Below are 11,946 nucleotides of genomic sequence, written 5' to 3' on the forward strand. Positions count from 1 at the left end.
CGGTGGTTGGCGGACGTGGAGCGGCGTCAGCGCGGAACGGTCGGAAACGATGGGCGGCGGAGGCGGAGCGGCGACAGTGCCGAACGATGGGCGGCGGAGCGGAGCGGCGTCAGTGCCGGTCGGGGACGGTGGGTGCGGACGTCGCGGGTCTGGAGCCGCCCCGGTCGGATGCGTTGCCGGGGCGGCCCCAGTGGTCTCCTACCTGGCGGGCGCGTGGACCCGGGAGCTGCCCGAGGTGCGGGAGCCCATCTCCATGTCGGAGTCCATCTTCCGCATTTCGTCGTCGGTCATGTGGGTCTCCTCGACGCGGAGCGCCACGCCCATGGCCATGAGCGTCGGCGCCCACTGGCCGATGAAGATCCCCCAGCGGTCGGCCCGGTCGAGGCCGGCGTGCTCCACCTGCCTGGAGATCATCCAGGTGCAGAAGGACAGGCCCACCGACGCCGCGGCGGCGGTGTACATGTGACTGGACCTGAGACCCATACGGTGCAGCTTCTTGATCACTTGCGTACCCCCTTCGGTTCCGGGTTGGGCGTGCCCGCTCCGAAGATCCCGAATTCGGGACATATCACGATATGGGGCAGAAATTTACGGCCTGATCAGCCGCCCTCGGGCGGCCAGTTCGACGGTCAGCACGACGGCGAGGGCCTCCGCCGACAACAGCGCCACCAGGACGACCAGCTGCACGATCCCCGCCTCGATCGGCCCCGCCCCGCCGAGCAGCATGCCGACGAACGCGCCCGGGAGGGTGACCAGCCCGACCGTCCGGGTCTGGTCGAGCGCGGGCACCAGGGCCTGGGCGGCGGCGGGCCGGCAGATCTCCAGCCGGGCCTCCCGGGGCGTGAACCCGAGGGCCATGGCCGCCTCCACCTCGCCGTGGCGGGTGGTCAGTTCGTCGGCGGCCCGCCGCCCGGCCAGGCTGGTGGCGATCAGGCAGCCGCCGAAGACGATGCCGGCGACCGGGATGACCACGATCCCGTCCAGCGAGACCACGCCGGTGGCGATGAGGAGCGCGAGGACCGGGGCACTGCCCGCGGCGATCGGGACCGCCGCCCAACGAGTGCCGATCCTGCGGGCGGCGGTGTGGACGGCGAAGACGTACATGAGCAGGATGAACCCGGCGACGGCGAACCCGTTCGCGACCACCCAGGCGATGACCAGCGACACCACCCCGAGCTGCACCACGGCCCGCGCGCAGGCCCGCACCACCGCCCACCCCAGCCCGAGCCCTCCCACCGCCGCCACGACGGCACCACCCGCGACCATCAGAACCAGCACGATCGGGAGCGCGGGGGTCGGCGAGATCAGGGACGTGGATTCCACGCCCCGCAGTATTCCGCCTGCTATAACCAGGGTTGAACCCGACCACTCGCCTGAGAAGGGTTCAGCCGCCACCGAATCGGCGGATTTCAATGGGGAGGTGGCATGCTCCGACGCCAGGAGGGGCCGGTCACGCTGGAGTGGGCGAATGATCGTTTCACGGTCCGGCTGAATTCGAGGGCCGAGGTGCTGCTGTGGAAGACATGTCTGTCCAGCGTGGACAGCCGGTTGCGCTACCTTCCCGACAGCCACTTCGAGGCCCGCATCCGCCTGGACGCGACCGGCTTCCGCCGGATCCGCGAACGATGGCCGGACGACGCCCTGAGCGTCGAGCTCTCGGTGAGGGAGCTCGAACATCTCGAGTCGCCCGAGGAGTTCTGGATCGTGTACGGCGCTCCGAAGACCCGTTTGAATGATTTGATCGAAATCGTGGGCATGTTCCGCGCCGACCTCGTCAACGCGAGCTTTACTCAGATCAACAACTCATAGAGAGCTGACTCAACTAGAAGTTCTCCCACAGCTGGTCCTCCGGCGCCCGCGCCGGCGGCGCGCCCGCCCGTGCCGCCAGCGCCATGGCCTCTGCCAGCAGCGGATGCCCGTCACCCAGCGCCGGTTTCCCGTGTGCGAGGGCCCGGCGGTCGAGCAGCGGAGCGAGCAGGTCGCCGACCTCCGCGGCCCGGTCGGAGCAGACACGTTGCAGGGCGAGGCCCAGGCGGGCGCCAAGCACTGTTGGGTGGGTGGCGTCGATCTGGTCGCCGGCCAGCGCCAGGATCGCCTGGCAGGCCTCCTCGGCGGCCTGCTCGCGGCCCAGGGCGGCGGCGACGCGGGCGCGGATCAGCAGGGTCTCGGCCTGCTCGGGAGCGGGCTCGCCGGGGTCCAGGGCGTCGAGGACGCGGGCGGCCGAGGCGGGGTCGCCGACGGTCAGGCGGGCCGTCGCCTGGGCGCGGAGCACCGCCCTGGTCTGGGGGAGTTCGGCCAGGTCGGACAGGGCCGTCAGGGCCTCGCCGGAGGCGGTCAGGCCCAGGGAGCGGATCAGCACGGCCTCCTCGTGCAGCCGGGGGGAGACGCGGTCGGCGAACCACGTCGTGGTCACGGTCGCGTCGTCGAGGAGGCGGACGGCCTGGGCGGGGAAACCGGCGTGCAGTTCGATCTCGGCGAGGCGGACCAGGTCGTACTGGGGCCAGTAGCTCTCGCCCGGGAGGTAGAGGGAGCGCAGGCGCATGGCCTCGCTCAGGTGGTGGCGGGCCTGGGCGGGGTGGGCGGCGGCCAGCAGAGCCTCGGCCAGGGTGACCCGGGCCGAGGCGGTGTTCACGTTGTCCTGGCCGAGGCGGTCTTCGCGGTCGGTCAGGGTGGCCTCGGCGAGCCGCACGCCCTCTATCAGCCGGCCCGCCCTCGTGGTGGCGCGTGCCAGGGCCTGCCGGGTCAGGGTGTGGCGGCGCCAGGCCGGACCGGCGCCGGTCGTCGGCACCCCGGCACTGCGGCGTCCGGCCACGTCGGCGAGGATCGCCCGGCCTTGCTCGGCGTGGCCCTCGTCGACGAGGAGTTCGGCCAGGTTGTGCTCGGCGCGGGCGATCAGCGACGCCGGGTCGGCCGAGTCGGGCAGCTTCTCGGCGATGCGCCGCGACTCCTCGAAGCAGCCCCGCGCGGCGGCGGTGTCGCCCAGCCGCAGCAGGGCCAGGCCGCGCCGCGACGTCACGTCGCACAGGGTCACGGCGTCGGCGGGGGAGCCCGCCAGCAGCGGGATCAGCTCGGCGCCGACCTCGGCGGCGCGGGCCAGCAGGGGGCTGCTGTCGAGGAGCACCTGGAAGACCACGACCAGCGCGTTCGCGCGCGAACGGCCGTTGGGGCCGATCTTCTCGACCAGTTCGGCGGTGCGCTCGGCGGCGTGGAGGCGGTCGGCCCACTCGCCGGTCAGCGGGATCAGGTCGCGGGCCAGCCAGTAGGCCGCCAGGCCCTCGGCCTGGCGGTCGGCGGGGGCGTCGGCGTCGTCGGACATGGCGCGGAAGGCCAGCTCGGACAGGCGCTCGGCGCTGGTCTTCGCCCAGTTCTCCGGCGGCACGGCCACCGCGCGGGCGGCCTGGTCGAGGCGGGGGGCGAGATATTCGGCGTACGCCGTCACGCGCCCCTCCCAGCCCGCGGCGGCGGCCGAGCCGTAGGTGCCGGTGAGCCAGACGGGCGGGGTCTGCGCCGCCGAGGGGCGCTTCTCGGAGGTGGAGATGTCGCCGATGCCCAGCCTGACCTGGGCGAGCAGGAATCGTTCGACCTGGTGGAAGCGGGCGATGCGGCGCAGCGCGGCGGCCACCGACTCGGCCGCGCCGAGCATCGAGGTGACCGGCTCGGGGGTGCTCTCGCCGCTGGTGAACTCGTCGAAGGCGTGTTTGGCGGCGAGCGCGACCAGGACGCGGCGGCTGCGGACCTCGTTGTAGAGCCACACGGCGGACCGGCCGGTGTCCTTCTCGCCGCCCCGGGGCAGCCGGACCCGCTCGGCGACGTCCTCGGCACGGACCTGGTGGTAGTCGCTGTGCCGGAAGGCGGCGGCGGACGCCGCGGCGATCGCGGCAAGCCTTCGCTCCTGGGCTAGCACCGCTTGGTTCCCCCTATATGAGCTCATTGCTTGCGAATATATCTCACTAAGGTTGGGCGAACCTTAGTGAGATGAGCTGACTCTTGCAAGGGTCAACCCGTAAACGCCCTGACCTCGCCCGCCTCCCGACCGGCACCGCACCAAGGATGCCGCTTCTCTGGAGGCACCACTCACCAGGAGGCGTCCGATGCGGGCAACCGAAACATCCGGTGCGCAGGACGGGCCGGCCACGCGGGGATGGGTGGTCGTGCGGGGCGCCTGAGACGTGCCCACCCACGCCCAGGCGCTCCGCTTCGCCGCCCGGTTCGGTCGCCCCTCGGCCGCGACGGCGGCCGTGCCGTCTGGGAGTTCAGGCAACCGGCCGACCGCGTCGCGCACCAGCCGCTCCACGGCGGCGACGTGGCTGATCGCGGGGGTGGCGCAGGGCGGTGGCCCGGCGGAGGTGGGGGCAGGTCGGTGTCACGAGGCGGATCAGCCCGCGCTCGCGGAGGGCGGCCAGGTCGCGGACGAGTTCCTCGTGCTTGGAGCACGTCGGTCTCGATGCGCTCATCAACCCTTCGCGACGGGGCAGGGGTAACCACGGCCGACACCGTCCAGCCGAGGGGACCCCACGGATGCGAGCGACCGCCAAGGCGCGCCACCGACGCGTCGACGTCGACGGGATCGAGATCTTCTACCGGGAGGCCGGCACGCCGGACCTGCCGTGCCTGCTGCTGCTGCACGGCTTCCCCAGCTCCTCCCACTGCTTCCGGCGCGTGCTCGCGCCGCTGAGCGAGGTCAGCCGGGTCGTCGCCCCCGACCTGCCGGGCTTCGGGTTCTCCTCCGCACCCAAGATCGGTGAGTACGAGTACACCTTCGCCAACCTGGCCGACACGATGGAGCGCTTCCTGGAGCGCATCGGCGTCGAGGAGTTCTTCGTCTACCTGCACGACTTCGGCGCCCCGGTCGGCTACCACCTGGCGATGCGGCGGCCGGAGCGTGTCCTCGGGCTGGTCGTGCAGAACGGCAACGCCCACGACGACGGCCTGGGCGAGCAGTGGGACGGCGCCCGCGACTACTGGGCCGACCCCTCGGAGGAGAACCGGGCCAGGCTGCCCGAGTGGCTGAACTTCGAGGGCACCCGGGGCCAGTACCTGGACGGGCTGCCCGAGCGGCTGCGGATCCTGCACCCGCCCGAGACCTGGCACCTCGACTGGGAGCGGATGTCGCGGCCGGGCGACCTCGACGTCCAGTTCCAGCTCTTCCGCGACTACGGCGCGCACGTCGCCCGCTTCGGCGACCTGGCCGAATACCACCGCACCCACCAGCCGCCGTGCCTGCTGCTGTGGGGCCGCCACGACGCGTTCTTCGACCTGGCCGAGATCATGGGCTACGCCCGTGATCTCGACCGGATCGAGATGCACGTCTACGACGCCGGCCACTACCTGCTGGAGACCCACGCCGACGAGAGCGCGGCGGCGATCGCGGCCTTCGTCGCCGACGTCTCAGGGGCGTAGCAGGGCGCACAGCGCGTCGGCGGCCTCGTCGAGGGAACCGGCGCCGTCGACGACGAGGTCGGGGTGCTCGGGCGGCTCGTAGGCCTGGCCGTGGCCGGTCATGTTGGGCAGCCGCCCGGCCCTCGCCTGCGCGTAGAGGCCCTTCGGGTCGCGGCGGGCGCACTCCTCCGCCGGGGTGTCGACGAAGACCTCGGCGAAGTCCCCCTCCGCGAACAGGGCCCGCGCCGCGGCCCGGTCGGTCCGGAACGGGGACACCAGCGCCACGACGACGATGAGGCCGGCGTCCACCAGGACCCGCGCCACCTCGGCGACGCGGCGCACGTTCTCGGCGCGGCCCTGCGGGGTGAACCCGAGGTCCTTGTTCAGCCCGCCGCGCACGTTCTCGCCGTCGAGCACGTAGGTGTGCAGCCCCATGCCGTGCAGCCGCCGCTCCAGCGTGTTGGCGAGGGTCGACTTGCCGGCGCCGGGCAGGCCGGTCAGCCACACCACCTTCGCCCGCTGGCCCTTGAGGCGCTCGCGGGCCTCGCGGTCGACGGTGTAGGCGCGCGGGGCGACGGTGCGGCCGCGCCGCAGGGCGTGCCGGACCATGCCGGCCGCGACGGTCTCCTTGGTGACCCGGTCGACGAGCAGGAGGCTGCCGGTGTGCCGCGACTCCCGGTAGGCGTCGAGGCTGACCGGCGTGTCGGTGGTCAGCTCGACCGTGCCGATGTCGTTGAGGTCGAGGGTGCGGGCGGCGAGCCTCCCGCCGCTCACCACGTCGAGCCGGTCGCGCACGGCGGTGACCACGGCGGGCACGGTGCGCCCCCCGGCCCGCAGCAGGTAGGAGCGGCCGTTCCGCAGGGGTTCCTCGGCGGTCCAGATGAGCGTGACGGAGAAGGCACCGGCCGGGGACAGGCCGTCGCGGAGGGCCTCGGGCGCGGCCAGCAGGTCGCCGCGCCGCACGTCGACGTCGTCGGCCAGCGTCACCGTGACCGCGGTGCCCGGAGCGGCCCGGTCGAGGTCCGTGCCGCCGGGGCCGAGCAGGCGGCCGACCGTGGACGTCCTCCCGCCGCCCGCCACCCCGACGGCGTCGCCGGGCCGGATCGGGCCGCCGACCACGGTGCCCGCGAGGCCGCGGAAGCCGTCGGCGCGGATCACGTACTGGACCGGCAGCCGGTAACCGGCCTCCCGCGGCTCCTGCGCCGGTTCCCAGGCCGTCAGGGCGCCCAGCAGGGTCGGGCCGTCGTACCAGGGCAGGTTGGGGGAGGGCTCGGCGACGTTGTCGCCGTCGAGCGCGCTGGCCGGGATGACGTCGGCCCGCATGCCGAAGCCGTCGGCCGCCGCCCGCACCTCGCCCGCCAGCTCGTCGAAGACCGACCGGTCCCAGCCCACGGCGTCGAGCTTGTTGACCACCGCGACCACCGACGGCACCCCCATGAGCGCGCAGATCGCCAGGTGGCGGCGGGTCTGCTCGCGCACGCCCTTGGTGGCGTCCACCAGCAGCACCGCGACGTCGGCGGTCGAGGCGGCGACCGCCATGTTGCGGGTGTACTGCTCGTGCCCCGGCGCGTCGGCGACGATCACCCGGCGGCCCGACGGCAGGTCCATGAACAGGTGGGCGACGTCGATGGTGATGCCCTGCTCGTGCTCGGCCTCCAGCCCGTCGGTCAGCAGCGAGTAGTCGACCGCCCCGGCCGCGACGGTGGAGCCGCCGCGCCGTGTCGTCCTGGCGTAGTCGAGCTGGTCGTCGGTGGCGCCGCCGGTGGCGGCGAGCAGCCTGCCGATGAGGGTGGACTTGCCGTCGTCGACCGAGCCGCACGCCACGACTCTCAGTACTGCGACCATCAGAAGTACCCCTCCGACTTCTTGCTCTCCATGGACGTGCCGCCCTCGCCGTCGATCAGCCGGCCGGCGCGTTCGGACCGGCGGTCGCGGCCCATCTCGTCGATGATCTCGTCGATGTTCTCGGCCTTGGACTCCACGGCCGAGGTCAGCGGGTAGCAGCCGAGGGTGCGGAAGCGCACCCGGCGCTGCACCGGCCGCTCGCCGGGCTCCAGGGGGTAGCGGTCGTCGTCCACCATGATCAGTGAGCCGTTCCGTTCGACGACCGGGCGGTCCGCGGCGAAGTAGAGCGGCACCACGGGGATCTCCTCCCGCCTGATGTAGCGCCAGACGTCGAGCTCGGTCCAGTTCGACAGCGGGAACACCCGCATCGTCTGGCCGTCGGCGAGCTCGGTGTTGGCCTGCCACCAGAACTCGGGGCGCTGCGAGCGGGGCTCCCAGCGGTGGCCGGGCTCGCGCAGCGAGAAGATGCGCTCCTTGGCCCGCGACCGCTCCTCGTCGCGCCGCGCGCCGCCGATCGCCGCCTCGAACCCGCCGTCGTCGAGGGCCTTGCGCAGGGTGAGGGTCTTCTTGATCCGGGTGTACTCGTGGGTGCCGTGGGTGAACGGCGTGGCCTCGTCCGGGTTGGTGTGCACCCGCAGGTCGAGCCCCAGCCGTTCGGCCGTGGCGTCGCGGAAGGCGATCATCTCGCGGAACTTCCAGCCGGTGTCGACGTGCACGACCGGGAAGGGCATCCGGCCGGGCGCGAACGCCTTCAGCGCCAGGTGCAGCAGGACCGAGGAGTCCTTGCCGATCGAATAGAGCAGCACCGGCCGCCGGAACGCCCCGGCGACCTCGCGCAGTATGTGGACCGCCTCGGCTTCGAGCATGTCGAGGACGGCGTCTTCTCCGGCCATGTCCCGGCCCTCCGGTTTCTGGTTGGAGTAACCTGTAATCAGCTTTACATCGGTTATCTGGAGGTGGCGCGATGAGTTCCCTGACCGTCAGAGAGCTGTCCAGGGAGACCTGGGGCGACTTCGAGTCGGTCCTCGGAGCGAACGGAGGCGCCCGCGGGTGCTGGTGCATGCACTGGCGGTTGTCCATCAAGGAGTGGACGGAGGGGAAGGGCGAGGGCAACAAGAAGGCGATGAGGCGCCTCGCCGGGCGCGAACCGGCGCCCGGCCTCGTCGTCTACGACGACGACACCCCGGTCGCGTGGTGCTCGCTCGGGCCGCGGTCGTCGTTCCCCCGGCTGGAGCGCTCGCCGCTCCTCGCGAAGGCCGGCGACGACGAGGGGGTCTGCGCGATCGCGTGTGTGTACGTCGAGAAGAGTCATCGTGGCTCCGGGTTGCTGCCGGGGATCCTGGAGGCGGTCTGCGACTGGGCGTCGTCCGCGGGCTACGCCCACGCCGAGGGCTATCCGGTCGAACCCCGCGAGGGGAGACGGGCCGGGGCCGACACGGCGATGACGGGCATCGCCAGCGCCTTCCTCGACGCCGGGTTCTCCGAGGTGGCCCGCCCGCGTGCCGACCGGCCGATCATGCGGCGGAAGGTCTAGCCCGGGCGAGCGCCTCGTAGTAGGGCCGGTGGTGGTCGGCGACGCGGCGCAGGTGCTCGTTGGTCGCGGGCGTCTCGCGCCGCGCGGGCGCCCGCGCCACCAGCCCGCTGCTCTGGGCCACCTCGGCATGCCACCGGTTGGTGCGCCGCCAGCCCGCCTGCTCGCCGGGGTCCCAGCGCAGCGCCTCGGGCACGAACTCCAGCCCGACGTGCTCGCAGTAGGCCCGGACCGTCGCCTCGGGACGCGCCACCAGGTCGTCGCCGTCGATCACCAGCGGGGTCTGGCCGGTGGCCGAGCGCACGGCCTCGAAGATGGCGTGCAGGTACTCGAAGCCGTACTCGTCGAGGGTCGCCTTGGGGTTCATGGCGTAGTGGGAGGCGATGGCGCTCTCCGGCTCCCGGATCATGAACGTGTGGACGACGTCGGTGAACAGGCGTTCGTCCTCGAACAGCGGCGTGTACGTGTAATCGGAGGTGTCCTTGGCGAACACCCGCCGCCCCGAGGCGCTGACCTCCAGCATGACGTCGAGCAGCTCGACCGGGGAGGTGACGGTCCGGCCCGCGAACGAGAACCGGCCGTCGTCCTGGAGGTAGGAGAACGGCTCGTGGGCCACCTCCAGGTCGCCGCGCTCCATCATGACGCGCAGGAACGCCGTCGACCGCGACCGGGGCACCGCCCACAACATGATCGGCTTCGGCGCGGCGGTCACTGCGACCACTCCGTCGGACGGCGGTCCCACCGGTGGGTCCGCAACTCCGCCATCAGCGCCTCGCTCAGCGGTTCGGCGTCGCTGACGGCGATGTTGGCGTGGACGTGGGCGGGCTTGCGCATGCCGGGGATGACGGTGGAGACGTCGGGATTGTGCAGGATGAAGCGCAGGGCGAGCTCGGGCAGGGTCATGCCCTCGGGCAGGATGCGCTTGAGCCGTTCGGCGCGGTCGACGCTCGGCCCGAGGTTCTCGGGCACGAAGTAGGTGTTGCGCCAGTCGCCCTCGGGCCAGCGGGTGTCGTGGGTGAGCGTGCCGGTGAGCGTGCCCTCGTCGAAGGGCACCCGGGCGACCACCGCGACGTCGAGCTCGCGGCAGGCCGGGAACAGCTCGTCCTCGGGGGCCTGGTCGAAGACGTTGTAGATGACCTGGACGGCGTCGATCAGCCCGGTCTGCAGCGTCTCCAGCACGTTCCAGGGCTCCCAGCGGTTGACGCTGATGCCCACGCCCTTGATCAGGCCGCGTTCGCGCATCTCGACGACGGTGTCCTGCCACGTCGGGTCGTGCGCCCAGGAGTCCTCCCAGACGTGGAACTGGAACAGGTCGACCGACGGCGTGCCCAGCCCTTCGAGGCTGCGGTGCAGGTAGTCCCAGAGGTGGTCGGGCGGGTAGACGTCGGCGAGCTTGGAGTCGCGGGTGGACGGCCACGCGAGGTCCTTGGGCGGGGGCTTGGTCGCGATGCGGAGACGGCGGCCGGGATGCCGCCGCACCAGCCGGCCGAGCATGCGCTCGCTCTCGCCGCGCCCGTAGATCCAGGCGGTGTCGAAGTAGTCGCAGCCGAGCCCGACGGCCTCGTCGAGCGCGGCGTCGCCGGTCGCGTCGTCGGCGCCGGTCCAGCCGCCCTCACCTCCGGCGATGCCCCACATGCCGTAGCCGACCTCGCCGACCGTCCAGCCGAGCCGGCCGAACCGACGCTCACGCATCGCCGCCTCCTTCCCCGCTCCAGCGGTTGCCGCCCGAGCCGAACCGGGTCTGCCGCACCACGTGGCTCGCCACCTTCATCCCTTCGGGCCGGACCACGCCCCGGTGCACCGACAGGGTCACGGTGCCGCTGAGGTCGCCGACGAGCCGGTCGGCCGCCTCGCGGGCCGCCCGCGCGGCGGGTTCGAGCCAGCGCCCCTCGTACATCGCCGCGCCGAGGACGGCCGACAGCCGGTCGTAGAGCTCGCGTCCGGCCGCGTCGAGGCCGGCCTGCAGGACCCGGGTCCAGGCGCGTTCGAGCAGCTCCAGTCCGGGCGACTCGTAGATGCCCCGGCAGACGGTGCCGACGATGCGCCGTTCGACCACGTCGCGGAGCCAGACGCCGTGGCGGGCGCCGATCGTGTTGGCCAGGGCCATCCACGCGACCGGGTCGGGGCCGCTGCCGTCGACGTCGGCGATGCGCCCGTCGCGGACGACGACGGTGACGGTCTGGGGTTCGGGCGGGGCCTCGTGGGGCCAGGCGCTCCAGCGGGGCCGGAGCCGGGTGACCGGGGTCTCCAGGTCTTCGAGTTCGGCCGACTCGTGGGAGGCGCCGGCGAGGTTGGCGTCGGTGGACCGGTCGGCGGAGCTGCCCCGGTCAAGGCGCAGCCCGTGGTCGGCGACCGCCTTCGTCATGGCGGCGCGGTCGGGGAAACGCCCGAGGGCGCGGGGGTCGGTCCACGGCTCGACGCGGGACATCTCCGGGGCGAGCTGGGCGCCGTAGCGCGCGAACCGGCGCTGGTCGTTGCCGCCGCCGACGCAGCCGTGCACGAACGTCTCGCACCCGTCGGCCCGCATCCGGGGCAGCAGTTCGCTCGTGAGCACCAGGCGGGACGCGCCGGTGGTGTTCCAGTAGCCGCCGTCGTGGCGGGCGCGGTAACGCAGCAGATCGGATGCGACCTCGGCCATCGGCGCGCGCAGGTCCACGGTGACGACCTCCGCGCCGGAATGGCGCAGGGAGGTCGCGAGCTCCTGCAATTCCGCATGGTCCGACTGGCCGATGTCGGCGATGTAGTGCCTCGCCGGAGTGGACGTCTCACGGAGCCATACTCCGACGGCCAGCGAGGAAAGTCCTCCTGATTGGAATAACCCCGTCGGGGGTGTGCCATCGGTTATTACCACGACCTCCTCCTTGCGCTGGGGGATTACTGGCGATATGTCAAGCCTTGCCCACCATACCCATGGAAATCAAGTCCGCACGCCCTGAGCGCTGATGGTCCGGAAGTCGTCTCGTGTTACTGATGAGGTGCGGGCCGAATCGGCCCGATGATCGTCGATCCGATTCTCCGCTGGTCATCGGCGTTTTTGGAGGAATTTCGCACGGAAAACGCGAATCCTGGATTAGCCCTCGCGGGCTCGGGTATCGGGGCGCTCGGACGCCTGCCGCCGCACCACGCCCTCCCGGTGCGGTTAGGAGCACGGTTTACGCAGGTAGAGCCAGCACTTCAGGCAAGTCAACCCA

At 72.3% G+C, this 11,946-nt stretch carries 11 protein-coding genes; 3 read left to right on the forward strand and 8 right to left on the reverse strand.

Annotation, left to right across the window (positions count from 1 at the left end; genetic code table 11):
* Nucleotides 1–198: 198 nt before the first annotated feature.
* Nucleotides 199–462: a hypothetical protein gene (locus QSK34_RS06975; protein ID WP_235965781.1), complete on the reverse strand. Its 264-nt coding sequence runs from the start codon at nucleotides 460–462 to the stop codon at nucleotides 199–201.
* A gap of 126 nt (nucleotides 463–588) precedes the next feature.
* The gene (locus QSK34_RS06980) at nucleotides 589–1,323 is read right to left on the reverse strand and encodes an ABC transporter permease (protein ID WP_285581172.1); all 735 of its coding nucleotides are present in this window, start codon (nucleotides 1,321–1,323) and stop codon (nucleotides 589–591) included.
* 102 nt (nucleotides 1,324–1,425) lie between these two features.
* Between QSK34_RS06980 and QSK34_RS06985 the strand changes: the two genes are divergently transcribed.
* A complete protein-coding gene (locus QSK34_RS06985; RefSeq protein WP_285581174.1) occupies nucleotides 1,426–1,809 on the forward strand; it encodes a hypothetical protein in 384 nt (127 codons plus the stop codon).
* A 13-nt stretch (nucleotides 1,810–1,822) separates the two neighbouring features.
* On the opposite strand, the gene QSK34_RS06990 is transcribed toward QSK34_RS06985, so the two are convergent.
* The gene (locus QSK34_RS06990; RefSeq protein WP_285581176.1) at nucleotides 1,823–3,904 is read right to left on the reverse strand and encodes a hypothetical protein; all 2,082 of its coding nucleotides are present in this window, start codon (nucleotides 3,902–3,904) and stop codon (nucleotides 1,823–1,825) included.
* Nucleotides 3,905–4,518: 614 nt separating this feature from the next.
* On the opposite strand from QSK34_RS06990, the gene QSK34_RS06995 reads away from it, so the two are divergent.
* Nucleotides 4,519–5,400: an alpha/beta fold hydrolase gene (locus QSK34_RS06995; RefSeq protein WP_285581178.1), complete on the forward strand. Its 882-nt coding sequence runs from the start codon at nucleotides 4,519–4,521 to the stop codon at nucleotides 5,398–5,400.
* Here the strand turns inward: QSK34_RS06995 and cysC are convergent.
* Entirely contained in the window at nucleotides 5,389–7,224 is a 1,836-nt protein-coding gene (gene cysC / locus QSK34_RS07000) for an adenylyl-sulfate kinase (RefSeq protein ID WP_285581180.1), read from the reverse strand. The two genes, QSK34_RS06995 and cysC, sit on opposite strands and share 12 nt — an antisense overlap.
* The gene (cysD, locus tag QSK34_RS07005; protein WP_285581182.1) at nucleotides 7,224–8,117 is read right to left on the reverse strand and encodes a sulfate adenylyltransferase subunit CysD; all 894 of its coding nucleotides are present in this window, start codon (nucleotides 8,115–8,117) and stop codon (nucleotides 7,224–7,226) included. The genes cysC and cysD overlap by 1 nt, the downstream gene beginning before the upstream one ends.
* Before the next feature lie 71 nt (nucleotides 8,118–8,188).
* On the opposite strand from cysD, the gene QSK34_RS07010 reads away from it, so the two are divergent.
* Nucleotides 8,189–8,758: a GNAT family N-acetyltransferase gene (locus tag QSK34_RS07010; RefSeq protein ID WP_285581184.1), complete on the forward strand. Its 570-nt coding sequence runs from the start codon at nucleotides 8,189–8,191 to the stop codon at nucleotides 8,756–8,758.
* Here QSK34_RS07010 and QSK34_RS07015 read toward each other — a convergent pair.
* From QSK34_RS07015 to QSK34_RS07025, 3 genes are read right to left on the reverse strand one after another with little or no spacing between them, the layout of a single operon-like run.
* Nucleotides 8,739–9,467, reverse strand: a complete 729-nt coding sequence (locus tag QSK34_RS07015) for a sulfotransferase-like domain-containing protein (protein WP_285581186.1) — start codon at nucleotides 9,465–9,467, stop codon at nucleotides 8,739–8,741. The two genes, QSK34_RS07010 and QSK34_RS07015, sit on opposite strands and share 20 nt — an antisense overlap.
* On the reverse strand, nucleotides 9,464–10,447 hold the full coding sequence (locus QSK34_RS07020) for an aldo/keto reductase (protein ID WP_285581188.1): 984 nt from the start codon (nucleotides 10,445–10,447) through the stop codon (nucleotides 9,464–9,466). The genes QSK34_RS07015 and QSK34_RS07020 overlap by 4 nt, the downstream gene beginning before the upstream one ends.
* Nucleotides 10,440–11,606 carry an argininosuccinate synthase domain-containing protein gene (locus QSK34_RS07025; protein WP_285581190.1) on the reverse strand — a complete coding sequence of 389 codons (1,167 nt, stop codon included), beginning with the start codon at nucleotides 11,604–11,606 and terminating at the stop codon, nucleotides 10,440–10,442. Before QSK34_RS07025 ends, QSK34_RS07020 begins: the two co-directional genes overlap by 8 nt.
* Between the last annotated feature and the right edge of the window lie 340 nt (nucleotides 11,607–11,946).

It is taken from the genome of Herbidospora sp. NBRC 101105, assembly GCF_030269205.1.
GTDB lineage: Bacteria > Actinomycetota > Actinomycetes > Streptosporangiales > Streptosporangiaceae > Herbidospora > Herbidospora solisilvae.